27 protein-coding genes are annotated in these 26215 nt (G+C 66.5%); 18 read left to right on the top strand and 9 right to left on the bottom strand.

Features of this window, described 5'->3' with window-relative positions; translation table 11 throughout:
- Positions 1 to 94: 94 nt before the first annotated feature.
- The 5 genes from VHO04_RS15975 (at position 95) to VHO04_RS15955 (ending at position 6221) form a co-directional block, all read left to right on the top strand.
- Complete coding sequence (locus VHO04_RS15975; RefSeq protein WP_329629229.1) at positions 95 to 1516, top strand: glycosyl transferase family protein; 1422 nt, start codon at positions 95 to 97, stop codon at positions 1514 to 1516.
- Positions 1513 to 2640: a hypothetical protein gene (locus VHO04_RS15970; protein WP_329629228.1), complete on the top strand. Its 1128-nt coding sequence runs from the start codon at positions 1513 to 1515 to the stop codon at positions 2638 to 2640. The genes VHO04_RS15975 and VHO04_RS15970 overlap by 4 nt, the downstream gene beginning before the upstream one ends.
- 106 nt (positions 2641 to 2746) lie before the next feature.
- Positions 2747 to 3655, top strand: coding sequence for a sulfite exporter TauE/SafE family protein (locus tag VHO04_RS15965; protein WP_257547819.1), 909 nt, complete (start codon positions 2747 to 2749; stop codon positions 3653 to 3655).
- Positions 3652 to 4422 carry a TIGR02186 family protein gene (locus VHO04_RS15960; RefSeq protein WP_329629227.1) on the top strand — a complete coding sequence of 257 codons (771 nt, stop codon included), beginning with the start codon at positions 3652 to 3654 and terminating at the stop codon, positions 4420 to 4422. Before VHO04_RS15965 ends, VHO04_RS15960 begins: the two co-directional genes overlap by 4 nt.
- Before the next feature lie 86 nt (positions 4423 to 4508).
- Positions 4509 to 6221: an ATP-binding protein gene (locus tag VHO04_RS15955; RefSeq protein WP_329629226.1), complete on the top strand. Its 1713-nt coding sequence runs from the start codon at positions 4509 to 4511 to the stop codon at positions 6219 to 6221.
- A gap of 122 nt (positions 6222 to 6343) precedes the next feature.
- Here the strand turns inward: VHO04_RS15955 and VHO04_RS15950 are convergent, their stop codons facing one another.
- The 5 genes from VHO04_RS15950 to VHO04_RS15930 form a co-directional block, all read right to left on the bottom strand.
- On the bottom strand, positions 6344 to 6730 hold the full coding sequence (locus VHO04_RS15950) for a VOC family protein (protein WP_329629225.1): 387 nt from the start codon (positions 6728 to 6730) through the stop codon (positions 6344 to 6346).
- A 44-nt stretch (positions 6731 to 6774) separates the two neighbouring features.
- A complete protein-coding gene (locus tag VHO04_RS15945) occupies positions 6775 to 7905 on the bottom strand; it encodes a cell wall hydrolase (protein WP_329629224.1) in 1131 nt (376 codons plus the stop codon).
- A 121-nt stretch (positions 7906 to 8026) separates the two neighbouring features.
- Positions 8027 to 8932, bottom strand: coding sequence for a CDF family Co(II)/Ni(II) efflux transporter DmeF (gene dmeF, locus VHO04_RS15940; RefSeq protein WP_329629223.1), 906 nt, complete (start codon positions 8930 to 8932; stop codon positions 8027 to 8029).
- Between the two features lie 10 nt (positions 8933 to 8942).
- Positions 8943 to 9218, bottom strand: coding sequence for a metal/formaldehyde-sensitive transcriptional repressor (locus VHO04_RS15935; protein ID WP_329629222.1), 276 nt, complete (start codon positions 9216 to 9218; stop codon positions 8943 to 8945).
- A gap of 42 nt (positions 9219 to 9260) precedes the next feature.
- Entirely contained in the window at positions 9261 to 10055 is a 795-nt protein-coding gene (locus tag VHO04_RS15930; RefSeq protein ID WP_329629221.1) for an ABC transporter ATP-binding protein, read from the bottom strand.
- 667 nt (positions 10056 to 10722) lie between these two features.
- On the opposite strand from VHO04_RS15930, the gene rimP reads away from it, so the two are divergent.
- Genes rimP through rbfA form a run of 6 tightly spaced genes read left to right on the top strand, consistent with a single transcriptional unit; the run spans position 10723 to position 17069 of the window.
- Positions 10723 to 11268: a ribosome maturation protein RimP gene (rimP, locus tag VHO04_RS15925; RefSeq protein WP_329629220.1), complete on the top strand. Its 546-nt coding sequence runs from the start codon at positions 10723 to 10725 to the stop codon at positions 11266 to 11268.
- On the top strand, positions 11268 to 12923 hold the full coding sequence (gene nusA / locus VHO04_RS15920; protein ID WP_329629219.1) for a transcription termination factor NusA: 1656 nt from the start codon (positions 11268 to 11270) through the stop codon (positions 12921 to 12923). The genes rimP and nusA overlap by 1 nt, the downstream gene beginning before the upstream one ends.
- On the top strand, positions 12904 to 13674 hold the full coding sequence (locus VHO04_RS15915) for a DUF448 domain-containing protein (protein WP_329629218.1): 771 nt from the start codon (positions 12904 to 12906) through the stop codon (positions 13672 to 13674). Before nusA ends, VHO04_RS15915 begins: the two co-directional genes overlap by 20 nt.
- A 17-nt stretch (positions 13675 to 13691) precedes the next feature.
- Positions 13692 to 16235 carry a translation initiation factor IF-2 gene (infB, locus tag VHO04_RS15910; protein ID WP_329629217.1) on the top strand — a complete coding sequence of 848 codons (2544 nt, stop codon included), beginning with the start codon at positions 13692 to 13694 and terminating at the stop codon, positions 16233 to 16235.
- A gap of 53 nt (positions 16236 to 16288) precedes the next feature.
- Positions 16289 to 16666: a hypothetical protein gene (locus VHO04_RS15905; protein WP_329629216.1), complete on the top strand. Its 378-nt coding sequence runs from the start codon at positions 16289 to 16291 to the stop codon at positions 16664 to 16666.
- Between the two features lies 1 nt (position 16667).
- Positions 16668 to 17069 carry a 30S ribosome-binding factor RbfA gene (gene rbfA, locus VHO04_RS15900; protein WP_329629215.1) on the top strand — a complete coding sequence of 134 codons (402 nt, stop codon included), beginning with the start codon at positions 16668 to 16670 and terminating at the stop codon, positions 17067 to 17069.
- A 120-nt stretch (positions 17070 to 17189) separates the two neighbouring features.
- On the opposite strand, the gene VHO04_RS15895 is transcribed toward rbfA, so the two are convergent.
- From VHO04_RS15895 to VHO04_RS15880, 4 genes are all read right to left on the bottom strand, one after another.
- Positions 17190 to 18611 carry a wax ester/triacylglycerol synthase family O-acyltransferase gene (locus VHO04_RS15895; protein ID WP_329629214.1) on the bottom strand — a complete coding sequence of 474 codons (1422 nt, stop codon included), beginning with the start codon at positions 18609 to 18611 and terminating at the stop codon, positions 17190 to 17192.
- Positions 18612 to 18685: 74 nt separating this feature from the next.
- Positions 18686 to 18988 (bottom strand): DUF1971 domain-containing protein, encoded by a 303-nt coding sequence (locus VHO04_RS15890; RefSeq protein ID WP_329629213.1) that lies wholly within the window; start codon positions 18986 to 18988, stop codon positions 18686 to 18688.
- Between the two features lie 4 nt (positions 18989 to 18992).
- Entirely contained in the window at positions 18993 to 19403 is a 411-nt protein-coding gene (locus VHO04_RS15885; protein WP_329629212.1) for a hypothetical protein, read from the bottom strand.
- The gene (locus VHO04_RS15880; RefSeq protein ID WP_329629211.1) at positions 19396 to 19875 is read right to left on the bottom strand and encodes a group III truncated hemoglobin; all 480 of its coding nucleotides are present in this window, start codon (positions 19873 to 19875) and stop codon (positions 19396 to 19398) included. The genes VHO04_RS15885 and VHO04_RS15880 overlap by 8 nt, the downstream gene beginning before the upstream one ends.
- A gap of 82 nt (positions 19876 to 19957) precedes the next feature.
- On the opposite strand from VHO04_RS15880, the gene VHO04_RS15875 reads away from it, so the two are divergent.
- From VHO04_RS15875 to pnp, 7 genes are all read left to right on the top strand, one after another.
- Positions 19958 to 20389, top strand: coding sequence for an Rrf2 family transcriptional regulator (locus VHO04_RS15875; RefSeq protein ID WP_329629210.1), 432 nt, complete (start codon positions 19958 to 19960; stop codon positions 20387 to 20389).
- Positions 20390 to 20443: 54 nt separating this feature from the next.
- The gene (locus VHO04_RS15870; RefSeq protein WP_329629209.1) at positions 20444 to 21046 is read left to right on the top strand and encodes a thymidine kinase; all 603 of its coding nucleotides are present in this window, start codon (positions 20444 to 20446) and stop codon (positions 21044 to 21046) included.
- Positions 21039 to 21575, top strand: a complete 537-nt coding sequence (locus VHO04_RS15865; RefSeq protein WP_329629208.1) for a GNAT family protein — start codon at positions 21039 to 21041, stop codon at positions 21573 to 21575. Before VHO04_RS15870 ends, VHO04_RS15865 begins: the two co-directional genes overlap by 8 nt.
- Positions 21576 to 21648: 73 nt before the next feature.
- Entirely contained in the window at positions 21649 to 22062 is a 414-nt protein-coding gene (locus tag VHO04_RS15860) for a DUF6491 family protein (protein WP_329629207.1), read from the top strand.
- 31 nt (positions 22063 to 22093) lie between these two features.
- Positions 22094 to 23053, top strand: a complete 960-nt coding sequence (gene truB, locus VHO04_RS15855) for a tRNA pseudouridine(55) synthase TruB (RefSeq protein WP_329629206.1) — start codon at positions 22094 to 22096, stop codon at positions 23051 to 23053.
- Positions 23054 to 23077: 24 nt separating this feature from the next.
- A complete protein-coding gene (gene rpsO, locus VHO04_RS15850; protein ID WP_329629205.1) occupies positions 23078 to 23347 on the top strand; it encodes a 30S ribosomal protein S15 in 270 nt (89 codons plus the stop codon).
- Positions 23348 to 23540: 193 nt separating this feature from the next.
- Positions 23541 to 25835, top strand: a complete 2295-nt coding sequence (gene pnp / locus VHO04_RS15845; protein ID WP_329629204.1) for a polyribonucleotide nucleotidyltransferase — start codon at positions 23541 to 23543, stop codon at positions 25833 to 25835.
- Positions 25836 to 26215 lie beyond the last annotated feature (380 nt).

Here is a 26215-nt window from a genome sequence, read left to right as displayed (position 1 = left end):
GGGGCGGCCGGGCGTCACCCTTTACAAAAATTAACAGCCGGTTACCCCATGCGGGATCGCGGCAAGCGCCGCGCGGGGGAGCGGGGCAAGCGGGGTGGAGCCGGCGTCCGCATGGTTGCAATGGCTGGTCGCGGGGGCCGGTCACGAGCTGATGCTGTTCGCATCGGTCGGGATTCTGCTGATCGGAATCGACGATCTGCTGTTCGATCTGTTGTGGCTTGCGATGCCGCGCAAGGGGACGGCGCCGCCACTGGGGGCGGAAAGCAGGCCGCTGGACGGTCGGATCGCCGTTTTCATCCCGGCGTGGGACGAGGCAGAGGTGCTGCCGGCGACGCTCCGGCGTATGCTCGCGGCGTGGGCGGGCGAAGATGTCCGCCTCTATGTCGGCTGCTATCCCAACGACGTCGCGACGCTCTTTTCGGTTTCGCCGCTTGTCGCGCGCGATGCGCGGCTGCGCCTTGTCGTCGGCGATGCCGAGGGGCCGACGACCAAAGGCGACAATCTCAATCGCCTATGGGCCGCGCTCGGCGAGGATGAGCGGATGGAGGGACGGCGCTTCGCGGCGGTGGTGCTGCACGATGCGGAAGATCATGTCCACGCCGACGAACTCGCGCTGTATCGCCGCCATCTGGGCGACCATGCGATGGTCCAGATACCCGTCGTGCCGATGGTGACCGGCGGGTCGCGGTGGATCGGCGGCCATTATGGCGACGAGTTCGCGGAAGCGCACGGCAAGGAACTGGCGCTGCGTTCGCGCCTCGGGGTTCCGATCCCGTCGGCCGGGGTCGGCTGCGCCCTGACGCGGAGCGCCCTGGCCCTGCTCGCGATCGAACGCGACAGACAGCCCTTTCGCGCCGACAGCCTGACCGAGGATTATGAGGTCGGAATACTGATCGGCGCTTATGGCCTGCGCGCCTGTTTCGTCGACAGCCTGAGCGCGGCGGGCGATCGTATCGTCTCGCGTGGCGGTTTTCCGGGAACGGTCGAACATGCGGTGCGGCAGAAATCGCGCTGGATCGCGGGCATCGCGCTGGCGGGCTGGGATCATCTCGGCTGGCTCGGCGCGCGTTTCGCGGGCGGCGGGGCGTCGCCCGGCCAGGTCTGGCTGGCGCGCTGGATGCTGTGGCGCGATCGGCGGTCGCCGCTTGCCGCGCTGATCCTGCTCGCCGCCTATCTGGGCCTCATTGTCACCGGCTTGGCGCTTGCCGGTGGAACGCTGCTGGGTTGGGAAAGCAGGCCGCTCGGGCCGGAAATGCGATTGCTGTTCGCGCTCAACGCGGCGCTGGTCCTGTGGCGTCTCGCGATGCGGGTTCATTTCACCGCGCGCTGGTATGGCACGCGCCAGGCGCTGCTGGCCATGCCGCGCGCCTTTGTCGCCAATGTCATCGCGATACTGGCCGCGCGGCGGGCGGTTGTTCTTTATTGGCGGATGCTGCGGTCGGGGCAGGTGCTTTGGGAAAAGACCGAGCATCGGGACGGCGAGGTCGTCCCCGGGCGCCGGGCGATCCGGTCATGATGATCTCCGCGACCGGCCCCCGGCCGGGGCGCGATGCCGCGTCGCTGCGCTTTCTGGCGCTCTGTCTCGGCGGCTGGGTATTGCTGCGCGCCGCGATGCTGTGGAGCCCGGCGATGCCGGCTCTGCCCGCCGGAGTCCGGCCTTCGTGGGATATTCCTTCGCCCTTTGTCTTGCCGGTTCCCCACGACCGGGCCGATGCCGTCCTCCCGCCCGTCGCGCCGAGGCTGCCCGAACGCGCCGCAGCGACCCGCTTCCTTGCTGTATTGCCGGAAACCGCCTCTCCGGTCCCGGGTACGACCGGAGACAAGGGCTTCGACGGCGACCGGCATGGCCTGCGGCTCGCGTTGATCGCGCGGTTCCTGCCCGGCGTTCCGACGCGCGGCGCGCTGCGAGGCGACCCGCCGCCGTGGCGCGCCGCGCTGCCGCTCCGCGTAGGCGATCCGGGGCGGGGCGAGCCCTTCTGGATGCAGCGTCCGCTTGCCCGTTGGTCGCTCGGCGGCTGGCTCTATCTGCGCGAGGGATCGCATGGCGCATCCGGAGCGATCGGGGCCGGCAGTCAACTCGGCGGTTCGCAGGCGGGGCTCCGCCTCGCATATGGTTTTGGCGACGACGGGCGGCTGCGCGCTTATGGTCGCGCGACGATCGCAGTGCGCCAGCCCGAGCAACGCGAACTCGCCTTCGGCACGGCCTTCGCGCCGGTTCGGCACCTGCCGGTCGATATCGCGATCGAGCAGCGCGTCGCGATCGGTCGCGAGGGGCGCACCGCGCTCGCCGCGATGGTGACCGGCGGCGTCAGCGACGTTCCTCTGCCCGCGGGCTTCGCGCTCGACGCCTATGCGCAGGCGGGAATCGTCGGCGCGCGGCGGCGCGACGGTTTCGCCGACGGCGCGCTGGTCGTCGATCGGCGGCTCGGCGACGATGAGCGCTCGCCGCTGCGGTTCGGCGCACTCGCTGCCGGCGCGGTCCAGCCGGGAGTGTCGCGGATCGATGTCGGTCCCCGGCTCACCCTGCGGCTTCCCGATGTCGGCCGGGGAAGCCGTATCGCGCTCGACTGGCGACAGCGGGTGGCGGGCAATGCGCGTCCCGAAAGCGGTCTCGCGCTGACCCTTGCCAGTGACTTCTAAGCGGCGGCGAAATTTAGGTGCCGCAGCCGATTCCCCGGCCCCGAAAAATGCTCTAGGGTCGCCGGACTCGGCGCATTTCCTGCGCCGTGAACGTCATTCGGGGCCCATGGATCTTTACCTTCCCGTCGCCAATCTGTCGGTCAACGCGCTGGTCATCATCCTGCTCGGCGGCGGCGTCGGCTTCCTGTCGGGGATGTTCGGGGTCGGCGGCGGCTTCCTGACGACGCCGCTGCTGATCTTCTACGGCATTCCGCCGACGGTCGCCGCGGCGTCGGCGGCCACGCAGGTGACGGGGGCGAGCGTTTCGGGCGCGCTCGCGCATTTCGAGCGCGACGGCGTCGACGTGCGCATGGGCGGGGTGCTGATCGTCGGCGGCCTGTTCGGGTCGCTGATCGGCGCGGGGCTGTTCGAGCTGCTGACCGCCTGGGGCCAGATCGATACGACGATCAACATCCTCTATGTCGTGCTGCTCGGCTCGGTCGGCGGGATCATGGCGCGCGAGGCGTGGGGCGCGCTGCGGCGGATGCGCGCGGGGCTTCCCGCGGCGGCGCGCAAGCGGCGGCACCATCCGATGGTCGCCAACCTGCCGCTGCGCTGGCGCTTCTATCGCTCGGGCCTCTATATCTCGCCGCTCGCGCCGCTGCTGCTCGGCATGATGGTCGGCGTGCTGACGATGCTGCTCGGCGTCGGCGGCGGCTTCATCATGGTGCCCGCGATGATCTACCTCCTCGGCATGGGGACGCAGGTGGTAGTCGGCACCTCGCTGTTCCAGATCCTGTTCGTGACGATCGCGACGACGATGGTCCACGCGATGACGACCGGCGCGGTCGATCTGGTGCTCGCGGCCTTGCTGCTGGTCGGCAGCGTCACCGGCGCGCAGATCGGCGCGCGCTTCGCGCAGAGCGTGAAGCCCGAATATCTGCGGATGGCGCTGGCGGTGATCGTGCTGATCGTCGCGCTGCGCATGGCGGTCGACCTCTTCATCCGCCCCGAAGAAATCTATACCGTGCAATGAGGATGCTCGGCGCTCTCGTCTGCGCATCGGCGCTGCTGCTGACCGTGGGCACCGCGCGCGCCGACGATCCGCGCCTCGTGCCCGACGTGTCGAGCCGCGCGATCGAGATTCAGTACAGCTTCACCGGCGAGGAACTGCTGCTGTTCGGCGCGATCCTCTATCCGGGTCAGCGGCTTCCCGACGACCGCACCGACATCGTCGTCGTGCTGAAGGGGCCGGTGCGGCCGATCGTTCTGCGCGAGAAACAGCGCGTTGCGGGAATCTGGGTCAACGCGAGCAGCATCCGGCTGCGCACCTCGCCCGGTTTTTATGCGATCGGATCGTCGCGGCCGATCGACAAGCTGGTCGACGAGCGCACCGCCGCGATCTTCGAGCTCGGCCTCGACAATCTGTCGATGTCGCCCGCGGGCTTTTCCGAAGCGAAGAAGCTCGCGCGCTTCGAGGCGGGGTTGATCGATCTGTATCGCCGTATCGGGCTGTTCTACGAGAATCCGCGCGCGGTCGAGATCAGCGAGGGCGTGCTCTATCGCGCGCGCATCCCGGTGCCGGCGCGCGTGCCCGTCGGCACCTATCGCGCCGAGACCTATCTGATCAGTCGCGGCCGCGTGATCGCGGTCGCCTCGCGCGATGTCCAGATCCGCAAGGCGGGGTTCGAGCGGTTCGTCGCGCTCGCCGCCGAGCGGCACGGTTTCCTCTATGGACTGACCGCGGTCATGCTCTCGCTGGTCCTCGGCTATGGCGCATCGGCGCTTTTCCGCCGCCGCTGAGCAGTTTTCCGCCGATTCAGCATAAGCGCTTTATTTACCCTCACCTGCGATAAGCGGTACCGGAACGATATAAGGCGGGGCTTGATATGGATATGCAGGGTGGCGGGTTCGGCGCCGGGGATTCGACGGCTGCGCAGCATGTCCGGCTCGCGGGCGGTGGGACCGCCGCGGCCGTGGCGCCGACCGTCAACCATCATCGCGACGACCTGCTGATCGGCGAAGTGATCGATATTTCGGGATCGGATTCGCGCATTCTGCTCGATGCCGCGACGATCGGCCAATTGTCGACGTCGAGCGACGCGGCGGTCGCGATGGCGGGCCAGGTCGGCGCGCAGGTCAAGATCCGCGTCGGCAACGTCTGGCTCGTCGCCAGCATTCGCGACCAGCAACTGCACGAGCGCGGCGAGGGGCTGATCGTCGCGACGATCGACTTCCTCGGCGAAGGCGAAGAGGAAAAGATCACCGGCCGTATCCACAATTTCCGCCGCGGCGTGACGCGCTATCCGATCCCGGGCGGGCAGGTCTATGCGGCGACCAGTCACGACCTCAAACAGATCTACGCCGCCGACGAACGCGCGCATGTCGAGATCGGGACCATCTATCCGACGCGCGACATTCGCGGCTCGCTCTATGTCGATGCGATGCTCGGCAAGCATTTCGCGCTGCTCGGATCGACCGGCACCGGCAAGTCGACCAGCGCGGCGCTGATCCTCCACAAGATCTGCGAGCTTTCGCCGCAGGGCCATATCGTGATGATCGACCCGCACGGCGAATATTCGGCGGCCTTCAAGGGCACCGGCGCGCTGTTCGACGTCGACAATCTCGCCATGCCCTATTGGCTGATGAACTTCGAGGAGCATTGCGAGGTCTTCGTCACCAGCGAGGGTCGCGACCGCCAGAGCGATTGCGACGTGCTCGCCAAATGCCTGCTCCAGGCGCGGCAGAAGAACCGCATGGCCGAGGGGATGACCAAGCTCACGGTCGATTCGCCGATCCCCTATCTGCTCTCCGACCTGCTCAACATCCTCCAGAACGAGATGGGGAAGCTCGACAAGGCGACCTCGTCGGCGCCCTTCATGCGGATCAAGGGCAAGATCGAGGAAATGCGCGCCGACCCGCGCTATAATTTCATGTTTTCCGGGATGCTCGTCGCCGATACGATGGCGAATTTCATCGGCAAGATCTTTCGCCTGCCGTCGGACGGCCGGCCGATCTCGATCATCGACGTGTCGGGGGTTCCCAGCGATATCACCAGCGTCGTCGTCGCGGTGCTGTCGCGCCTGACCTTCGACTATGCGATCTGGTCGCGCGGTGAGCCGCAGCGCCCGATCCTGCTCGTCTGCGAGGAAGCGCACCGCTATATCCCGTCGAAGGACATTGGCCAGGGCCAGGCGGTGCGCAAGATTCTGGAACGGATCGCCAAGGAAGGCCGCAAATATGGCGTGTCGCTAGGGCTGATTACCCAGCGCCCGTCGGATCTGGCCGAAGGCGTGCTGTCGCAGTGCGGCACGATCATCTCGATGCGCCTCAACAACGAGCGCGACCAGCATTTCGTCAAGGCCGCGATGCCCGAAGGCGCGCGCGGCTTCATCGATTCGATCCCGGCGCTTCGCAACCGCGAATGCATCGTCTGTGGCGAGGGCGTGTCGATTCCGATCCGCGTCTATCTCGACACGCTCGACGAGGACAAGAGGCCCGCGTCGAGTGATCCGATGTTCTCGAAGCTGTGGCGCGAGACCGGCGGCGAGGCCGAGATATTGGAGCGCGTCGTCAAGCGCTGGCGCAGCCAAGGTAGGTAACAAACTGCGTCATTGCGAGCGCAGCGAAGCAATCTCCAGCTATCGGCCAGCGCGAGGCCGATAGCTGGAGATTGCCGCGTCGCCCCGGATCAAGTCCGGGACTCCTCGCAATGACGATGGTCCTATTTCGCCGGCGGTTCCCAAAGCTCGATCGGGTTCCCCTCGGGGTCGTGGACCCGCGCGAAGCGGCCGACGCTCGGGTCGTCCCATTCCTTCTTGGTGATCACCGCGTCGCCCGCTTCGCGGAACGGCGCGAGGACGGCGTCGAGATCGTCGACGCGCAGGTTGATCATGAACTGCCGGTCGGCGGGAAAATAGTCGGTGTCGGCTTTGAAGGGCGAAAAGACGAGCGGCCCGCCGGTGACCGTCCATACCCATTGATTGACCGGCTCGCTGCCGTCGGCGCTGATCCCGCCGCCGACGCCGAGCCGGTCGCGATACCAGGCCGACAGCGCCTCCGGATCGCGGGCGCGGAAGAAGAGTCCGCCGATGCCCTTTACATGTCCCATGCCCGCCTCCCTGATGTCGAGGGGGCGAGACTAGGCGGCTTCGGTCAGCGAATCCACTCCCCGCTCTTGCTGAACTCTTCCTTGACCTGCCCCGACTGGTTGAGCCGCGGATCGGTGTAGGTCGGCGCGGGCGCCGCAGTCGGGGCGGGGGCGGCCGCGGCGGGCGGCGCGGCGCCCATCGTGCCGGGCAAAGGCGCGGGCGCGACGTCGGGCAGCGGTGCTGCCGGACCGGTCAGCCCCGGCATCGGCCCGGCGCCCGGCGGCAGACCCTTGCCCTTGAGGATCGCGAGCTGCTGCGCAAGCGGCAGATAGGGGCCGGGCACCGGCTCGCGCCCCATATAGGGCGCGCGAAACGCGTCGGGCATTCCCCAGCGGCCGCGCCAGCGATGAAAGATATGCGCGCCGACGATGTTGGTCATCACAAGGCTCTTGCCCCAGCGCGGCCAGATCGCGGTGGTGTGATAATGGGTCGCGAGGCCGACGCCCGGGAAAACAGTGCCGTTCAGCGCTGCCGAGGCGATGCGGCTCGCGCGCAGCCAGTTGCGGCGCTCGGGCGCGCGCGCCATCGCGCCGTCGCAGGCGAAGGTGAACTGGCACACGCCCGCGCGCTCGGACCCCTGGAAGACGACACCGCAGATGGTGTTGGGAAAGCTCGGGTGGCGGGCGCGGTTGACGATCACCTGCGCAACGCCGCGCATTCCGTCGTCGCTTTCGGACGCCGCCTCATAATAGAGCGCCGAGGTCAGGCAATAATGCGCGCGCTCGCGATCGAGCGCGGTGAGGCCGCGAAAGACATAGGGCTTGGCGGGCGGCCCGACGAAGGCTTCCTGCTGCATCTCGGCCGGCGACGCGGGGGGCAGGGCGGTCGCATCGGCGTAGCCGACGCTGGCGGGGTCGGGCAGCGTCGGATCGATCTTCAGCGCATCCTCATAGCTGCCCGAATTCATCACCGCCCAGCGCGCGGGGTCATAGGGCTTGAAGGTCAACGGCACGCTGACGCTGTAGGGACCGAAGCCGCGCGGCCGATATTGTCCCGTCGACAGCATGAGCGCGAGGCAGGCGACGATGGTGATCGCGGCCAGCATCCCCCAATATTCGCGCCCCGGACCCGCCGGTTTTTCCGGCGCCGGGTCGCGCCACGTCGAGCGGGCGGCAAGATGGAGTTCGGGCTTCATGCGTCGCGTTACAATCTCCGCGGCCGATTCGCGCAGCCGCTCTCATCCTGCCTTATGCCCCGAAACGCCAATAAAGTGTTTCGCCGCCGATGTCCTGTGCCGCAGGGGGACAGGTGATGCGTCAGCCGATCTCGACCGTCAGATGCTCGATTTCATGCACCGGGCGGAGTCGCTCGCGGATCGTCGCGCGGCTTGTGCCGGTGACGCTGACGATCGCGGCGTGCGCGGCGGGGCCGACGCGCCAGACGTGGAGGTCGCGGATCCGCGCGTCGCCCGGCCCTTCGACCAGCGCGCGGATTTCGGCTTCGAGTTCCTTGTCGGTCGCGTCGAGCAGCACCGATGCCGTATCGCGCATCAGCGTCCCCGACCAGACCGCGATGACGGCCGCGCCCGCGATGCCCATCGCGGGGTCGAGCCAGGTCCAGCCGAGATAGCGACCGCCGAGCAGCGCGGCGATCGCGAGCACCGAAGTCAGCGCGTCGGCGATCACGTGCAGATAGGCCGAGCGCATGTTGTTGTCATGTTCGTGGCCGTGGTGGTCATGGCCATGATCGTGATCGTGGCTGTGTCCATGGCCGAGCAGCAGCGCGCTGACGATATTCACGACTAGCCCGACGACGGCGACGATCGTCGCCTCGCCGAAGGCGACCGGGCTCGGATCGAGCAGGCGAACGACCGATTCCCACGCGATGCCGATCGCGACGATGCCGAGCACCAGCGCCGAGGCGAAGCCCGCGAGGTCGCCGACCTTGCCGGTGCCGAAGCTATAGCGCCCGCTGGTCGCGTGCCGCTTCGCATAGCGATAGGCGAGCGCCGCGATGCCGAGCGCGCCCGCGTGGGTCGCCATGTGAAAACCATCGGCGAGCAAAGCCATCGAGTTGAAGGCGATTCCCGCGGCGATCTCCGCGACCATCATCACCGCGGTCAGCAGCACGACCCAGAGGGTGCGGCGCGCATTTTCGTCGTGCCGCTTGCCGAGATAGACATGGCTGTGCGTCAGCGCGTCGATATCGTCGTCGAGCGACATGCGGCTCCCCCTATTTCGTATAGCGGCGGATCGCCGCGAGCAGGTCTTCGCCGCCTTGCGCGCGCTCGGCGTCCGACAGGCCGGGCGCGGCGACATGCGATTGCAGATGGTCGGCGACGAGTTCGTCCATCAGCCCCGCGACGGCGCCGCGCACCCCAGCGACCTGATGGAGGAGGGCCGCACAGCCCGCCTCATCGGCGATCGCACGCTCGATCGCGGCGATCTGCCCGGCGATGCGGCGGGTGCGGGCGAGGAGTTGATCCTTGTTGGCGTGCGTATGCGACATAGGATACCCCCCTATCCTATATAGGCGCCGTGGGGCAAGCGATCAGTGGACGATCGCGGCGTCGTACCAGTCGCCGCGCGGCGACACGTCGATCGGCAGGCCGAAAAGGCCGGTCAGCGCGTCGCTGGTGAGCAGGTCGGCTTTGGCGCCGTCGTGCAGCACGCGCCCGCGCTGCAGCATCACGATGCGGCCGATCTCGGGCAATATCTCCTCGATATGGTGGGTGACGAGGATCAGCGTCGTGCCGCCGCGCGCGACGCCGCGCAGCATGTCGAGGAAATGGTGCCGCGCCGCGGGGTCGAGCCCCGCGCACGGCTCGTCGAGCAGCAGCGCGCGCGGCCGGTGCGCGAGCGCGCGGGCGATGAGCACGCGGCGCGCCTCGCCGGTCGACAGACTCGCCATGCTGCGCCCGATCAGATGGGTGGCGCCGACCTCTTCGAGCGCGGCGCGCGAGGCGTCGATCATCTCCTGCGTGTAATGCTGATGCGCCCAGAGGCCGCGCGAGGCGAAGAAGCCCGAGACGACGCAGTCGAGCGCCTCCAGCGGCGGCTCGGCATCGAAATCGAGCTGCATCGTCGTCGACACGATCCCGAGCAATTTGCGGAGCTCGAACACGTTCCAACTGTCCTGCCCGAAAATACGGACGTCGGCGCCATAGGCGGGATAAAGCTGGCGCGCGATCAACTTGACCAGCGTCGACTTGCCCGACCCGTTGGCGCCGAGGATCGCGGTGCTTTCGCCGTCGGCAATGGTCAGCGCAGGCAGATCGAGGATGCACGTCTCGTCGGCCATGACGCGGACATCGGCGAGGGCGAGCAGGGGAGAGTCGTTTGTCATGGCGGCGCGTTGAGCATGGCCTAGGGCGGGAGGGCAAGGGAGAAGTGGCGGGTTGGAAAAGCCGGAAGTTGTCAAACTTGTCATTACGTCCCGGTATAATGATACCTGCCTGGCAAAACAGACTTGCGGCACGGCGGCGCGATTACGGATCGAATGTGGCCGGACGAAAGGCATCGCGTCGATCCTAAGCCGGCGGGATAATGTAGGACAGGGCTTTTTGTGCGGGCGGCGGCGTTGGGGTGGCGAGCGGACATTCCCCACTTTCGTCATTCCCGCGAAAGCGGGAACCCAGTGTGGGGTCAGCCGACGCACGCCCTGGGTTCCCGCTTTCGCGGGAATGACAAAGCGAAGGGATGAAGATTGTCGCTTTCCTGCCGCCTGCAAACTCTCGTCATCCCGGACCCTTCGACAGGCTCAGGACAGGCTTGATCCGGGATCCATTCATCCAGCGCTGAGAGAGTGGATCCCGGATCAAGTCCGGGATGACGACGCAGGATAGGTCGGCATTCGGACGAAATCCGCCTGCTCATTCTCCCCTTGCCGACTCCCCGCAACACGCCTATATGCGCCCTACTTCTTGACATGGTGAGCCAGTTGGGACGTCGGGGCCGCGGGCCGCGGCGGCAATTCCCGCATGGTTTCCGGTCATCCGATTTGGGAAACGCATTTGGTCGATTTCGACGCCCTCAACGCGATCATCGCGCCCGAAGCCGAGGCGATGGGCCTGGCGCTCGTGCGCGTCGCCTTTTTCGGCGGCGACAGCGATCCGACGCTGCAGGTGATGGCCGAGCGGCCCGACACGCGCCAGCTCACCATCGACGATTGCGCCGATCTGTCGCGCCGCATCTCCGAACGGCTCGATGCGCTGGAAGAGACGGGGAAGGACCCGATCGACGGTGCCTACCGGCTCGAAGTCTCGTCGCCCGGCATCGACCGGCCGCTGACGCGCCGCGCCGACTTCGCCGACTGGGCGGGGCACGAGGCGAAGATCGCGCTGAAAGAGAAGCGCGACGGGCGTCAGCGCTTCAACGGCGAGCTGGTCGGCATCGACGGCGATGTCGTCACGATTTCGGATAAGGAAGGGGTGGAGCATCATCTGCCGTTCGACGCGATCGACACGGCGAAGCTGGTCCTCACCGACAAATTGATTGCCGCAACCGTCCCGCTCTCGACCGAGGGCGCCGACGACATGGAAGAAGAAGGACAGGACTGATGGCCACTGCCATTTCCGCCAACAAGGCCGAGCTGCTCGCGATTGCCAACAGCGTCGCCAGCGAGAAGATGATCGACAAGGGCATCGTCATCGAGGCCATCGAGGAAGCGATCCAGCGCGCCGCGCGCGCGCGCTACGGCGCCGAGAACGACATTCGCGCCAAGCTCGACCCGCAGACCGGCGACCTTCGCCTGTGGCGCGTCGTCGAGGTGGTCGAGCAGGTCGAGGATTATTTCAAGCAGGTCGACCTCGCTGCCGGCCAGAAGCTGCAGAAGGACGCCAAGCTCGGCGACTTCATCGTCGATCCGCTGCCCGCGGTCGACCTCGGCCGCATCGACGCCCAGTCGGCGAAGCAGGTCATCTTCCAGAAGGTCCGCGAAGCCGACCGCGAGCGCCAGTATGAAGAATTCAAGGATCGCGCGAACGAGATCATCACCGGCGTCGTGAAATCGGTCGAGTTCGGCCACATCGTCGTCAACCTCGGCCGCGCCGAGGGCGTGATCCGCCGCGACCAGCAGATTCCGCGCGAACTGATGCGTGTCGGCGACCGCGTCCGCGCGATCATCCTGTCGGTGCGCCGCGAGAACCGCGGCCCGCAGATTTTCCTGAGCCGCGCGCATCCCGAGTTCATGAAGAAATTGTTCGCGCAGGAAGTGCCCGAAATCTACGACGGCATCATCGAGATCAAGGCCGCCGCCCGCGATCCGGGTTCGCGCGCGAAGATCGGCGTGATCAGCTATGACGGCTCGATCGATCCCGTCGGCGCCTGCGTCGGCATGAAGGGCAGCCGCGTTCAGGCGGTCGTGCAGGAAATGCAGGGCGAAAAGATCGACATCATCCCCTGGTCGGAAGACACGGCGACTTTCGTCGTCAACGCGCTCCAGCCCGCGACGGTGCAGCGCGTCGTCATCGACGAGGATGACGGCCGCATCGAGGTCGTCGTTCCCGACGATCAGCTCAGCCTCGCCATCGGCCGCCGCGGCCAGAACGTCCGTCTCGCGAGCCAACTCACCGGCAGCCAGATCGACATCATGACCGAGGCCGACGCGAGCGAGAAGCGCCAGCGCGAATTCGTCGAACGCTCGACGATGTTCCAGGAAGAGCTCGACGTCGACGAGACGCTCGCGCAGCTTCTGGTTGCCGAAGGCTTCGGCGAACTGGAAGAAGTCGCTTATGTCCCGCTCGACGAACTCGCGGGCATCGAGGGTTTCGACGAGGAACTGGCGCAGGAGCTGCAGAGCCGCGCGACCGAAGCGCTCGACCGCCGCGAGGAAGCCGCGCGTCAGGAGCGCCGCGGCCTGGGCGTCGAGGACGATCTCGCCGAACTGCCGCACCTGACCGAGGCGATGCTCGTCACGCTCGGCAAGGCGGGGATCAAGACGCTCGACGACCTCGCCGACCTCGCCACCGACGAACTGATCGCCAAGAAGCGCCAGGACAACCGCCGCGGCCCGTCGCGCGAACGCAGCGAGCGCGCCGAGGATAAGGGCGGCGTGCTCGGCGAATATGGCCTCAGCGAAGAGCAGGGCAACGAGATCATCATGGCGGCGCGCGCGCACTGGTTCGACGATGAGCCGGTGGCCGAGGCGCCGCAAGCCGGGCCCGCGGTGGAGCCGCAAAACGGGGAGGCCGCCGATGCGGACCCCGCGCAATGATCAGCTGACCGAAACCGACCGCGCAAAGGGGCGCGGCCAGCATGTGCCCGAGCGGCGCTGCGTCGTAACCGGCGAGGTTTCGCCGGCGGAGCAGCTCGTGCGCCTGGCGCTCGGCCCCGACAAAAGCATTGCCCCCGACGTCCATGGCCGGGCGCCGGGGCGCGGCGCATGGATCGGCGTCAATCGCGCCGACCTCGAGGCCGCCCACGCCAAAGGCAAGTTGAAGGGCGGGCTCGCGCGCGCGCTTCACGAAGGCCATATCGTCATTCCCGACGATCTCGGCGAACGGATCGAGGCGCAGTTGATGCGCGCGACGCTTGACCGGCTCGGCCTCGAATCGCGCTCGGGGACGCTGATTTCGGGAAGCGACAAGATCGAGCAGGCGGCGCGGCGCGGCCAGGTGCGCCTGCTGCTTCATGCCAACGACGCGGGCGAGGATGGGCGCAAGAAACTCGCCCAGGCGTGGCGCGTCGGCGAGGAGGACGAAGGGTCGGGCCGCGAGGGCCAGGTCTTGCCGGTGGACCGCGGCACCCTATCTATGGCATTGGGCCGCGAAAATGCGGTGCATCTGGCGCTGACCGATGCCCGCGCTGCGGATCGGGTGCTGGCGCATTTGAGCCGCTGGCAGTTTTTCACAGGATGGAGTAGGGACGCGGCCAACCGCGATTCCGACCCGCTTGCCGCGCCAGCCTCTGGCGAGGAAAAAATTGGGGCGGCGCCAGATGGCTCCGCCGCTTCGGACGCGTTTTGAAGGAATGATGGCTTTCGATGAGTGACGAACAGGACAAACCGACCCTTACCCGCAAGCCCCTGGGGCTGAAGCGGACGGTCGAGGCCGGGCAGGTGCAGCAGCAGTTCAGCCACGGGCGCCGCAATACGGTGGTGGTCGAGGTGAAGCGTCGCCGCGTCCTTGGCCGTCCGGGCGAAGCCGCCCCGGCCCCCGAGCCCGAAGAAGTCGCGGCCGCGCCTGCCGCTCCGGCCCCGGCGCCCGCTCCGGCCCCGAAGCCCGCTGCACCCAAGCCGCCCGTCGACAGCCTAATGTCGCGGCAGGAGCGCCAGGCGCAGTTGCTGCGTGAGGCCGAGGAAGCGCGCATGGCCGCGCTCGAGGAAAATCGTCGCCGCGAAGAAGCCGCGCGGGCCCGCGCCGCCGAGGAAGAGAAGACGCGCGCCGAGGAAAAGGCGAAAGCGGCCGAAGCCGCTCCGGCGCCTGCCCCCGCCGCGCCTGTTGCGGTCGAGCCGGAAGCGCCTGCCACGGCCGAAGCGCCCGCGGCCAAGGAAGCGAGCGCTGAAGCCGCGCCGCGGCCCGCGACGACCAGCGCCGCGCCCGCGCCGCGCCGCTTCACCCCGGTCGAGGCGCCGAAGCGCCCCGAGCCGAAGCGCCCCGAACCCAAGGCCAACCGCGGCGCCGACAATCGCCGCCAGTCGGGCAAGCTGACCGTCACCCGCGCGCTCAACGACGACGAGGGTGCGCGCGCGCGCAGCCTCGCGGCGCTGAAGCGCGCCCGCGAAAAGGAAAAGCGCTCGCACATGGTGTCGAGCGGCCCGCGCGAGAAGCAGGTCCGCGAAGTCGTCGTGCCCGACACGATCACGGTGCAGGAACTCGCCAACCGCATGGCGGAAAAGGGCGCCGACCTGGTGAAAGCGCTGTTCAAGATGGGGATGCCCGTCACCGTCAACCAGACGATCGACCAGGACACCGCCGAGCTGCTCGTCACCGAATTCGGGCACGAGATCAAGCGCGTCAGCGAAGCCGACATCGACATCCGCCACGACGAGGATGTCGACGACGCCGCGCATCTGAAGCCGCGCGCGCCGGTGGTCACGATCATGGGCCATGTCGATCACGGCAAGACCAGCCTGCTCGACGCGCTGCGCGGCGCGAATGTGCAGGCGGGCGAAGCCGGCGGTATCACCCAGCATATCGGCGCCTACCAGGTGAAGACCCCCGACGGATCGCTCGTCACCTTCCTCGACACGCCGGGCCACGAGGCCTTTACCGAGATGCGCCAGCGCGGGGCGAACGTCACCGACATCGTCATCCTGGTGGTGGCGGCCGACGACGGCCTCAAGCCGCAATCGATCGAGGCGATCAACCATGCCAAGGCGGCCGGGGTGCCGATCATCGTCGCGATCAACAAGGTCGACAAGGAAGGCGCCAATCCGCAGCGCGTCCGCGAACGCCTGCTCGAACATGAGCTGGTGGTCGAGGAAATGGGCGGCGACGTCCAGAATGTCGAAGTGTCGGCGCTGAAGAAGACCGGCCTCGACAAGCTGCTCGAAGCGATCGCGGTGCAGGCCGAGATCATGGAGCTGAAGGCCAACCCCGACCGCGCCGCCGAAGGCACGGTGGTCGAGGCGAAGCTCGACAAGGGCCGCGGGCCGGTGGCGACGATTCTCGTCCGCCGCGGTACGCTCAAGGTCGGCGACATCTTCGTCTGCGGCGCCGAAAGCGGCCGCGTCCGCGCGCTGGTCGACGATCAGGGCAAGCAGATCAAGCAAGCTGGTCCGTCGATGCCGGTCGAGGTCCTCGGCCTCGGCGGGGTGCCGATGGCGGGCGACACGCTGACGGTCGTCGAGAATGAGGCGCGCGCCCGCGAGGTCGCGGCCTATCGTCAGGAACAGGCGCTCAAGAAGCGGACGGCGCAGGCGCCGGTCAGCCTCGAGGGCATGTTCTCGGCGCTCGCCGACAAGGCCAAGGTCATCGAATATCCGGTGGTCATCAAGGCCGACGTCCAGGGCTCGGTCGAAGCGATCGTCAACGCCTTGAACCACCTGTCGACCGACGAGATCCGCGTCCGCGTGCTCCAGTCGGGCGCCGGTGCGATCACCGAAAGCGACGTGACGCTGGCGGCCGCCTCGCGCGCGCCGATCATCGGCTTCAACGTCCGCCCGAACGCCAAGGCGCGCGAGATCGCAAATCGCGAGAAGGTCCGCTTCCTCTACTATGACGTCATCTATCACCTGACCGATGCCATCGCGAAGGAGATGGCGGGCGAGCTGGGGCCGGAACGCGTCGAAACCGTCGTCGGCCGCGCCGAGGTCAAGGAAGTCTTCCCGGCCGGCAAGCGCGACAAGGCCGCGGGCCTGCTGGTGCTCGAAGGCTCGATCCGCAAGGGGCTCCACGCGCGTCTCACCCGCGACGACGTCATCGTCTCGGCGACGACGATCGCCTCGCTCCGTCGCTTCAAGGACGATGTCGCCGAAGTGCGCGCCGGCCTCGAATGCGGTGTCGTGCTGGCGGACACCAACGACATCAAGGCGGGCGACCACCTCGAAGTCTTCGAAGTCGAACTGCGCGAACGGACGCTGTAATCCCTTTGTGCCCCCGCGAAGGCGGGGGCCCAGAGCGGCAGGGGGAGAGCGGAATGGTCTTTCTGACGGCCTTGCTTCTGGCTGCGGCAGCGCCAGCGGCGCATCCGTGCGAAGGCGATTTCGTCTATCGCGCGCCGCCCGACGAGGTGTCCGTCGGCGTTCGCATCCGCAGGAACCCGGACGTCGCCGAGATCCTGTTTTCGGATTATGACGAGATCGTGCCGTCCAATGTCGAATGGGGCAGCGAACATCTGGTGATTGTCGATTCCCATGACCGATCCAATATCGTCATGATCTGCGATTCGCCGGAGCCGTCGCTGGTCCTGCCCGCAACGGAATATGGCCTGGCGCGGGTGTTCAGGCTGCGGAAGGTGCAGGGTTCGCTGTGGGACGTCGGGCAACGCGAGGGCTGGTTGCAGCCGGAAGATTAGAATGAGACACACAGAACAATCCCAAGGCCCCTCGGTCCGCGTTCTGCGCGTCGGTGAGCAGGTGCGCCATGTGCTGAGCGAAATCCTCGCGCGCGGCGACGTGCACGACGATGTCCTCGCGAGCCATCCGGTCAGCGTGACCGAGGTCCGCATGTCGCCCGACCTGCGTCACGCGACGGTTTTCGTGAAGCCGCTGCTCGGCCGCGACGAGGAAGCGGTGATCAAGGCGCTGCGCACCAACACCGCCTACCTCCAGCGCGAGGTCGCGCACCGCATCCGCATGAAATATGCCGCGAAGCTGAAATTCCTGCCCGACGAAAGCTTCGACGAAGCGAGCCATATCGACAAATTGCTGCGCGATCCGAAGGTGGCGCGGGATTTGGAGAGCGGCGAGGACGAATAGTCCCAGCCGTCCCAAAGCTCGTCATTGCGAGCAAAGCGAAGCAATCTCCAGCTATCGTTCGAATAGGTCGATAGCTGGAGATTGCTTCGTCGCTACGCTCCTCGCAATGACGGAAGAGCGCTACTTCCCCTTCTTGATCCCCGCCGCCACCTCAAGCTCGACCAGCGCTTCCTCCAGATAGTCGATCATTCGCTGCGCATGGGGCACGCTGCGGCGGCAGGCGGTGATGCCGAAGTCTATGTTCTTGAAGTTCGACACCTGGGTGATGTTCATCGCCATGCCGTCGACCGGGATGCTCGCGGGATACATGCCGTCGAGCCGCGCGCCGTTCCAGTACATCTGCTCGCGCGGGCCCGGGACGTTCGAGATCGTCACCGAATAGGCGGGGAATTTGTCGGCGGTGCGGGTGAGCGCGGTCAGCATCATCGGGAAGCTGGTGATCGCCGTGTAAAGCTGGATCTGCGACGCGGTCATCGCGCGAAGCTGCGCCTTGGCCGAATTCATCGACTCCTGGATCGCCGCCATCCGCTCGGCCGGGTCGTCGATGTGCGTTGCGAGATTGGCGGTGACCGAGGCGACCGAATTGCCCGAATCGATGTCGTCCTTCGGCCGGATCGAGACCGGCGCCATCGCCTTCAGCGGCTTGTCGGGCAGTTCGTTCAGCGATTGCAGATATTTGCGCATCGCCCCCGCGCACATGCCGAGCACCGCGTCGTTGATCGTCCCGTCATAGGCCTTGCCCAGCGCGCGGACGCGCTCGAGCGACCAGCTTTGCGCGACGAAGCGGCGCGCGCCGGTGATGTTGCGGTTGAAGCTGGTGCGCGGCACCCCGGAGAAGGGGGTGACCAGCCCGTCGCCGCCGATCCCGAACATCGCCGCGAGATATTGGTTGAGCGCCTTTGTTACCCCGACGCTGTTGCCCCATTGCTCCTTCAGGAAATCGCCGATCGCCTTGATGTCGGTGAGATTCGGGAGCGGCGGCTTCTTCGGGGTCGGGAACTTGCGCTTATAGGCCTCATAGGCTTCGACCGACAGCGGCGAGTAGGCGCGCCGTTCCTTCGGATCGGGCGTCAGCATCGAATTGTAGAAATGGATGCTCGCCGCGCCGTCCATCAGCGCGTGGTGGACCTTCTTGAAGGTCGCGATCTGCCGGTTCGGCAGGCCCGAGATCAAGGTGATTTCCCACAGGGGCCGGGTGCGGTCGAGCAGTCCCGAATGGAGCCGCGAAGCGAGCTCGAACATCTCGCGATAGCGCCCCGGCTTCGGCAGCGCGGCGGCGCGGACATGGTAATGCATGTCGATGTCGCGGTCGGGTTCGAGCCGGATCGGGCCGTACTGGCCGAGCGGGGTGAGTTTCAATATTTCGCTGAATGGCCGCCTCAGGCCTTCCGGCTGTCGGAGCAGGGCAAGTTGTTCGTTCAGCCATTCGGTTTCGTCAACATCGTCGGGCAGCGTGTAGAGGTTGATGCCGCCGATATGCATCGGCATCTCGCGGCTCTCGCCCCAGAGGAACATCGCATCGCTCACCGGCATCAGCCGCATCCGCCGCTCTCCCCACTTATGTTGCGACCTTTGCTGCGCAGCATGACAGCGGCGGCGAGCGTGTCAAGCGATGGTCAGGGCGTGCAGAAGGCGATCTCGATCGTTACCGATCCCTGCCGTTCCAGATGATGCGGAACTTGCGGCGGAATCAGCATCGTGTCGCCCGATTTCAGCAGGCGAACGCCGCCTTCCTCATCGTCCCAATGAAAGTGGATCGATCCGGCGAGGACCGACAGCAGGCCCCAGGCGCCGTCCTTGAGGTCGTGCCGGCGCAGCAGCCCGGCGGGAATCGTGTCGGCGCCGAACGGACCGATCCGCCGGTAAGCGCGGGCGCCGGAGGGAAGCGGCGGCCCGCGCTCGGCGATCGGCGGGCTCATGGCCCTAAAAACCCGCCGTCGCCCGGACGATGACGAAAGTGACGCCGAGAAAGGCGAAGCCCGCGGGCACCGCGAGAATCTGCGCCGCGACGGTGTGGCGGTCCATCGGTCCGGTCCAGGTATCGAGCACGCCGTCCGTGCGGTCGAGCGGCGAATCATGCTCGCGGCCCTTCTGTGCATTGAGCAGCTTCGTCGTGCCGAAGAACATCAGCATATAGAGGCCCGAGATGACGAGCATCATCACCGTCGCCGCATCGCGTCCGGTGGCGATGAAGATGCCGAGGAAGAAGATCGCATAGCAGGCGAACATCGCGTGCCAGATCGAGCGCGGCAATTGAAAGCCCGCCTGGACCCCGCTGGTTTCATAGGGATCGTTGGAGCGATAGGGCGGCGGCAAGACAGGCAGGTCAGACATCGGGCAACTCCACTTTCTTCGCGAGGGGATCGTCCCGGTCGCGGTGAACCCAGATGCCGGTGAGCAGGCTCTCGGCGATCATCCGCGCCTTGGCGCCGACATGCGGGACGGCCTCGGGGGTCGGGGCGATATCGTGCAGCGTCTGGTAAAAGAGCCGCAGCCACTGCTGGAAATGCTCCTGCCCGATCGTTGGGATCGCCAGATGCTTCATCATCGGATTGCCGGTGAAATTGCCGGCGCTGAGCAGAATCGACTGCCAGAAGCGGTTCATCTGGCCGAGATGCTTGGGCCAGTCGTCGATGCGCGCGTCGAAGATCGGGCCGAGCATCGCATCCTCGCGCACCGAGGCATAGAAACGGTCGACCAGTTCGGCGATGAAGGCTTCGTCGATGCCCATCGCATAGGCCTCGGCGCGCCGCTCCTCGCGGGCGGCGATGGCGTGGGGATGGGCCTGGACCGTTCTCGTCGTCATATCGTTCCGACTCTATATTGAGTATCTGAAATACCTCTTTAAGCGGGTTGCCGCAAAAAGCAATATCTAATATACCACTTTTATGCGGCTCAGTCTCCATAGCGATTATGCCCTGCGCATCCTGATGGCGCTGTCGGCCAGCGGCCGGCAGATGTCGGTCGACGAGATCGCGGGCCAATATGGCATTTCGCGCAACCACCTTGCCAAGGTCGCGCAGCGGCTGCAGGCGCTCGGCTATGTCAGCGCGCAGCGCGGGCGCGGCGGCGGCCTGACGCTGGCGCGCGAACCCGAGACGGTGATCGTCGGCACGGTGGTGCGCGAGTTCGAGAATCTGGAGGGGCTGGTCGAGTGCATGGACCCCGCCACCTCGACCTGTCCGGTGTGCGGCGGTTGCGGCTTGCAGGGCGCGCTCGGCGGGGCGCTCGCGGCCTTTCTGACGCATCTCGACGGTTATACGCTCACCGATCTGGTGCCGCAGCCCGCGCGTTTTCGGGCGCTGCTCGGCGTCGCCTGATTTCGCTCGATTTCCGATTGCGCGCGAGGCCGCCGGAGCGGTATCGCTGCCGCCATGGCCAAGCTCTATTTCTACTATGCCAGCATGAACGCGGGCAAGTCGACGACGCTGTTGCAGGCGGATTTCAACTATCGCGAGCGCGGCATGGAGACGATGCTGTGGACCGCGGCGCTCGACGACCGCTATGGCGCCGGGCAGATCACCAGCCGCATCGGCTTGCTCGCCGAAGCGCATAAATTCGATCCCGACAGCGACCTGTGGGCGGCGGTGCGGGCCGAGAATGCGGAGCGCCCGCTCGCCTGCGTACTCGTCGATGAGGCGCAATTTCTGTCGCGCGAACAGGTGCTCGCGCTCGCGCGGCTCGCCGACGAGGCGAATATTCCGGTGCTCTGCTATGGCCTGCGCACCGATTTCGCGGCGAATCTGTTTCCCGGCTCGGCGGCGCTGCTCGGCCTTGCCGATGCGCTCGTCGAACTCAAGGCGGTGTGCGAGTGCGGGCGCAAGGCGACGATGAACCTGCGCGTCGATGCGCGCGGCCGCGCGGTGGTCGAGGGCGCGCAGACCGAGATCGGCGGCAACGACCGCTATGTCGCGATGTGCCGGCGGCATTTCATGGAAAAACGGCGCGCCTCGGCCGAGGCACTTGCCGATGCGTGACGCGCTCTATGTCGAGCTTGCGGACGGCGACCTCCGGCTCGTCAAGCTCGCCGAGGCGCATCGCGAGGCGCTGGGCGCGGCGTGCGCGGCCGATGCCGACATCTGGCCCATCTATTCGTCGAGCTTCGATCCCGAGCATTTCAACGCCGCCTTCGATACGCTGCTCGGCAATCCGGTGCGTATGCCCTATGCGGTGTTCGCAGGCGGCCGGCTCGTCGGCATGACCGCGTGGCTCCGCCCCGACTGGTCGGCGCAAACGGTCGAGATCGGCAGCAGCTATATCCATCCCGACGTGCGCGGCACCGGGCTCAACGGGTGCCTGAAGCGGCTGATGATCGACCACGCCTTTGCTGTCGGCATCCGCCGCATCGAGTTCCGTATCGACGAACGCAACAAGCGCAGCCAGGCGGCGGTGGCAAAGCTTGGTTGCACAAAGGAGGGCGTGCTGCGCTCGGAACGGATCACCTGGACGGGCTTCGTGCGCGATACCGGGCTCTGGTCGCTGCTGGCCGGGGAGTGGGGAGGATAGGGTCAGCGCGGGTTCAGACTCGACCTGCTATTGCGGGCCTCAAGTCGGGGTTATCTTGTCCGAAGGACTCGACATGAAACAGAAACTCGCGCTCTCCCTGGCCGCCGCCTTGCTTTCCCTTTCGGCAATTGCGGCGGCCGACGAGCCCGCCGCCGCGGCGCGTCCGCTCGGCGTCGAAACCGGGATCAGCTTCCCGAGCGACGCGACGATCCGCACCTTTCAGGCCGATGATGAAGACGGCGTCTGGATACAGGACAGCCGCCGCAACTGGTATTACGCCAAATTCTTCGGCCCGTGCCGCAACATCGATTTCGCGCAGGCGATCGGCGTCGACACGCGGGGCTCGTCGCGGCTGGACAAATATGCGACGCTCCTCGTGCGCGGCGATCGCTGCGCGCTCTCCTCCTTCGTGACCTCGGCGCCGCCGCCGACCAAGGCGGAACGGAAGGCAGCCGAGCAAGCCGCAAAGGCCGCCAAGTCGAATTGACAAGCGCGCCGCGCGTCCGCAGGGGCGCGGGATGAACGGCTGGATCATCCTCGACAAGCCCGTGGGGCTCGGCTCGACCCAGGCGGTCGGCGCGGTGAAGTGCGTCTGCCGCGAGGCGGGGCTCGGCAAGGTCAAGGTCGGTCATGGCGGAACGCTCGACCCGCTCGCGTCGGGCGTGCTGCCGATCGCGCTGGGGGAGGCGACCAAGCTCTGCGGCCGGATGCTCGATGCCAGCAAGGCCTATGATTTCACCGTTGCATTCGGGGTGGAAACCGCCGGGCTGGACGCGGAGGGCGACATCGTCGCCACGAGCGACGCGCGGCCGACGCTGGCGGAGGTGGAGGCGGTGCTGCCGCGCTTCACCGGCCCGATCGAGCAGGTGCCGCCCGCCTATTCGGCGATCAAGATCGACGGACAGCGGGCCTATGACCGCGCGCGCGCGGGTGAAGATGTGGCGATGAAGGCGCGGAGCGTGACGATCCATTCTCTTCGTCACCCCGGACTTGATCCGGGGTCCCGCTCAGCGCCGTCGGAAAGCGGGACCCCGGATCAAGTCCGGGGTGACGAGGTGGAAGGCGAGGGGCTTTGTGAAATCACCCTCACCGCCCATGTCTCCAAGGGCACCTATATCCGCAGCCTCGCGCGCGACATCGCCCGCGCGGTCGGCACGGTCGGCCACGTCACCATGCTCCGCCGCATCAAAGCGGGACCGTTCGACCTCTCCCAAGCGATTTCGCTGGACAAATTAAACGCTTTCGGCCAAGGGGCCGCGCAATCAGATGTCATTCTGCCGCTCGAGGCAGGGCTGGTCGACATCCCGGCTCTGAACCTTTCCCCGGAAGCGGCAGGGGCGATCCGTCAGGGTCGCGTCTGGACCGGGGTAAGCACGCACGACGGGCTCTATTGGGGACGCGATGCCGACAATCGGCCCGTTGCCCTGATCGAGGCTTTGGCGGGAACGCTGAAAGTCGTGCGGGGCTTCAATCTATAGCCATGATGTTCGAGGAATATATTTATGTCGATTACCGCCGAGCGCAAAGCCGAAGTCATCAGCGACAATGCGCGTGCCAAGGGCGACACCGGCTCGCCGGAAGTCCAGGTCGCGATCCTGACCGACCGCATCAACACGCTGACGAGTCACTTCAAGGCGCACCACAAGGACAATCATAGCCGCCGCGGGCTGCTGATGATGGTCAACAAGCGCCGCAGCCTGCTCGACTATCTCCGCAAGAAGGACGAGGGCCGCTATCAGGCACTCATCGCGAAGCTGGGTCTGCGCAAGTAAGAATGCGAGGGCGGCTCCGGGTTCCGGGGCCGCTTTCATTTTGGTTCGCGGTAAATTCGCGAACCGCAAGGGCCGCTCCCGCATCCGGCGGGACCGCCATAGGGCAGACAGACGCCCTGCACCGCCCCGGGCCGGACTGCCCGGACATCAGAGGCCCCGCCCGGCATAGGGCCCGGCGGGCGAAGGAAAATCCATGTTTGACGTGAAAAAAGTATCGATCGAGTGGGGCGGCGAGACGCTCACTCTCGAAACGGGCAAGGTTGCCCGCCAGGCCGACGGCGCCGTGATGGCGACGCTGGGCGAAACGGTCGTCCTGTGCGCCGTGACCGCCGCCAAGTCGGTGAAGGACGGGCAGGACTTCTTCCCGCTCACCGTCCATTATCAGGAAAAATATTCGGCCGCCGGGCGCATCCCGGGCGGCTTCTTCAAGCGCGAACGCGGCGCGACCGAAAAGGAAACGCTGGTTTCCCGCCTGATCGACCGTCCGATCCGCCCGCTCTTCCCCGAAGGTTTCTACAACGAGATCAACGCCATCGCTCAGGTGCTGAGCTATGACGGCCACAACGAGCCCGACATCCTGGCGATGGTCGCGGCGTCGGCCGCGCTCACCATTTCGGGCGTCCCCTTCATGGGCCCGATCGGCGCCGCGCGCGTCGGCTATCTGAACGGCGAATATATCCTCAACCCGACCGACGAGCAGGTCGCCGAGGGCGACCTCGACCTGGTCGTCGCCGCGACCTACGATGCGGTGATGATGGTCGAATCCGAAGCCAACGAGCTGTCGGAAGAGGTCATGCTCGGCGCCGTCCTGTTCGCGCACGACGCGTGCAAGGAAGTCGTCAAGGCGATCGTCAAGCTCGCCGAACAGGCCGCCAAGGACCCTTGGGAAATGGCCGCGTCGGACGACAATGCCGCCATCAAGGACAAGCTCAAGAAGCTGATCGGCAAGGACATCGCTGCCGCCTACAAGCTGACCGACAAGTCGGCCCGCTCGAACGCGCTCAACGAAGCGCGCGCGAAGGCGAAGGAACAGTTCGTCGCCGACGGCCTCGACCCGCAGAGCGTCATGGCCGGCATCAAGCTGGTCAAGAAGCTGGAAGCCGAAATCGTCCGCACCGCCATCCTCAAGGACGGCAAGCGCATCGACGGCCGCACCACGACGCAGATTCGTCCGATCGTCGCCGAAACGCACTTCCTGCCCCGCGCCCACGGCTCGGCGCTGTTCACCCGCGGTGAAACGCAGACGATTGCGACCTGCACCCTCGGCACCAAGGAAAGCGAGCAGATGATCGACGGCCTCAACGGCCTGTCGTATCAGAACTTCATGCTCCACTATAACTTCCCGCCCTATTCGGTCGGCGAAGTCGGCCGCTTCGGCGCGCCGGGCCGCCGCGAAGTCGGTCATGGCAAGCTCGCGTGGCGCGCGCTGCATCCCGTGCTGCCGACCAAGGACGAGTTCCCCTACACGATCCGTCTGACCAGCGACATCACCGAGTCGAACGGCTCGTCGTCGATGGCGTCGGTGTGCGGCGGTTCGCTGTCGATGATGGACGCCGGCGTGCCGATCAAGCGCCCCGTCTCGGGCATCGCGATGGGCCTGATCCTCGAAGGCAAGGATTATGCGATCCTGTCCGACATCCTCGGCGACGAGGATCACCTCGGCGACATGGACTTCAAGGTCGCGGGGACGTCCGAAGGCATCACCACGATGCAGATGGACATCAAGATCGCGGGCATCACGAAGGAAATTTTCGAGGCCGCGCTGACCCAGGCCAAGGAAGGCCGCGCGCACATCCTCGGCGAGATGGCCAAGGCGCTCGGCGAAACCCGCACCGAACTGTCGGATTATGCTCCGCGCATCGAGACGATGCAGATCGACAAGGCGAAGATCCGCGACGTCATCGGCACCGGCGGCAAGGTGATCCGCGAGATCGTCGCGACCACCGGCGCCAAGGTCGACATCGACGACGAGGGCCTGATCAAGATTTCGTCGAGCGACCTCAGCCAGATCGAGGCGGCGCGTAAGTGGATCGCCGGCATCGTCGAGGAAGCCGAAGTCGGCAAGATCTATGACGGCAAGGTCGTCAATCTCGTCGATTTCGGGGCGTTCGTGAATTTCATGGGTGGCAAGGACGGGCTCGTCCACGTCAGCGAAATCGCCAACGAGCGCGTCGAAAAAGTGTCCGACGTCCTGAGCGAAGGCCAGGAGGTCAAGGTCAAGGTGCTCGAGATCGACCCGCGCGGCAAGGTTCGCCTGTCGATGCGCGTCGTCGATCAGGAAACCGGCGCCGAACTCGAAGACACCCGCCCGCCGCGCGAACCGCGCGGTGATCGCGGTCCGCGCCGGGACGGCGGCGACCGTGGCCGCGGCGGCCGCGACCGTGGCCCGCGCCGCGAGGGCGGTGATCGTGGCGATCGCGGTCCGCGCCGCGAGCGCAACGATGGTCCCGAAGATCAGGGCCATGTGCCCGATTTCCTGAAGGACTAAGCGTTTTCACCGATCGAAAAAGAAAGGGGCTGCCGTGAGGCGGCCCCTTTTTTATGGCGGCTATGGGGTGGGGAGCGAATACTCCCCACCTTCGTCATTCCCGCGAAAGCGGGAACCCAGTGTGGGATCAGCTGACGCACGCCCTGGGTTCCCGCTTTCGCGGGAATGACGAAGATAAGAGATGCTGAGCGCGACTTTCAGACTCTCGTCATCCCGGACTTGATCCGGGATCCATTCATCCGGCGCTGAGAGAATGGATCCCGGATCAAGTCCGGGATGACGATGCAAGAGAGGTCCGCTTCCAGTCGGATTGCTGATGATCCTCCCTGTCGCGGAGCGATGGGGAGGTGGCAGCGCCCTTCGACTGCCTTGCAGGCGCT

This window comes from Sphingopyxis sp., assembly GCF_036261875.1.
Lineage (GTDB): Bacteria > Pseudomonadota > Alphaproteobacteria > Sphingomonadales > Sphingomonadaceae > Sphingopyxis.
The sequence above is the reverse complement of the archived record's forward strand: the minus strand, read 5'-3'. Positions and strand labels throughout refer to the sequence as shown.

What these genes read in the sequence shown, in the direction of transcription:
- VHO04_RS15970 (WP_329629228.1), top strand. Translation starts at nt 1,513, where the DNA reads ATGATGATCTCCGCGACCGGCCCCCGGCCGGGGCGCGATGCCGCGTCG.
- VHO04_RS15965 (WP_257547819.1), top strand. Translation starts at nt 2,747, where the DNA reads ATGGATCTTTACCTTCCCGTCGCCAATCTGTCGGTCAACGCGCTGGTC.
- VHO04_RS15960 (WP_329629227.1), top strand. Translation starts at nt 3,652, where the DNA reads ATGAGGATGCTCGGCGCTCTCGTCTGCGCATCGGCGCTGCTGCTGACC.
- VHO04_RS15955 (WP_329629226.1), top strand. Translation starts at nt 4,509, where the DNA reads ATGGATATGCAGGGTGGCGGGTTCGGCGCCGGGGATTCGACGGCTGCG.
- VHO04_RS15950 (WP_329629225.1), bottom strand. Translation starts at nt 6,730, where the DNA reads ATGGGACATGTAAAGGGCATCGGCGGACTCTTCTTCCGCGCCCGCGAT.
- VHO04_RS15945 (WP_329629224.1), bottom strand. Translation starts at nt 7,905, where the DNA reads ATGAAGCCCGAACTCCATCTTGCCGCCCGCTCGACGTGGCGCGACCCG.
- dmeF (WP_329629223.1), bottom strand. Translation starts at nt 8,932, where the DNA reads ATGTCGCTCGACGACGATATCGACGCGCTGACGCACAGCCATGTCTAT.
- VHO04_RS15935 (WP_329629222.1), bottom strand. Translation starts at nt 9,218, where the DNA reads ATGTCGCATACGCACGCCAACAAGGATCAACTCCTCGCCCGCACCCGC.
- VHO04_RS15930 (WP_329629221.1), bottom strand. Translation starts at nt 10,055, where the DNA reads ATGACAAACGACTCTCCCCTGCTCGCCCTCGCCGATGTCCGCGTCATG.
- nusA (WP_329629219.1), top strand. Translation starts at nt 11,268, where the DNA reads ATGGCCACTGCCATTTCCGCCAACAAGGCCGAGCTGCTCGCGATTGCC.
- VHO04_RS15915 (WP_329629218.1), top strand. Translation starts at nt 12,904, where the DNA reads ATGCGGACCCCGCGCAATGATCAGCTGACCGAAACCGACCGCGCAAAG.
- infB (WP_329629217.1), top strand. Translation starts at nt 13,692, where the DNA reads ATGAGTGACGAACAGGACAAACCGACCCTTACCCGCAAGCCCCTGGGG.
- VHO04_RS15905 (WP_329629216.1), top strand. Translation starts at nt 16,289, where the DNA reads ATGGTCTTTCTGACGGCCTTGCTTCTGGCTGCGGCAGCGCCAGCGGCG.
- rbfA (WP_329629215.1), top strand. Translation starts at nt 16,668, where the DNA reads ATGAGACACACAGAACAATCCCAAGGCCCCTCGGTCCGCGTTCTGCGC.
- VHO04_RS15895 (WP_329629214.1), bottom strand. Translation starts at nt 18,611, where the DNA reads ATGCGGCTGATGCCGGTGAGCGATGCGATGTTCCTCTGGGGCGAGAGC.
- VHO04_RS15890 (WP_329629213.1), bottom strand. Translation starts at nt 18,988, where the DNA reads ATGAGCCCGCCGATCGCCGAGCGCGGGCCGCCGCTTCCCTCCGGCGCC.
- VHO04_RS15885 (WP_329629212.1), bottom strand. Translation starts at nt 19,403, where the DNA reads ATGTCTGACCTGCCTGTCTTGCCGCCGCCCTATCGCTCCAACGATCCC.
- VHO04_RS15880 (WP_329629211.1), bottom strand. Translation starts at nt 19,875, where the DNA reads ATGACGACGAGAACGGTCCAGGCCCATCCCCACGCCATCGCCGCCCGC.
- VHO04_RS15875 (WP_329629210.1), top strand. Translation starts at nt 19,958, where the DNA reads ATGCGGCTCAGTCTCCATAGCGATTATGCCCTGCGCATCCTGATGGCG.
- VHO04_RS15870 (WP_329629209.1), top strand. Translation starts at nt 20,444, where the DNA reads ATGGCCAAGCTCTATTTCTACTATGCCAGCATGAACGCGGGCAAGTCG.
- VHO04_RS15865 (WP_329629208.1), top strand. Translation starts at nt 21,039, where the DNA reads ATGCGTGACGCGCTCTATGTCGAGCTTGCGGACGGCGACCTCCGGCTC.
- VHO04_RS15860 (WP_329629207.1), top strand. Translation starts at nt 21,649, where the DNA reads ATGAAACAGAAACTCGCGCTCTCCCTGGCCGCCGCCTTGCTTTCCCTT.
- truB (WP_329629206.1), top strand. Translation starts at nt 22,094, where the DNA reads ATGAACGGCTGGATCATCCTCGACAAGCCCGTGGGGCTCGGCTCGACC.
- rpsO (WP_329629205.1), top strand. Translation starts at nt 23,078, where the DNA reads ATGTCGATTACCGCCGAGCGCAAAGCCGAAGTCATCAGCGACAATGCG.
- pnp (WP_329629204.1), top strand. Translation starts at nt 23,541, where the DNA reads ATGTTTGACGTGAAAAAAGTATCGATCGAGTGGGGCGGCGAGACGCTC.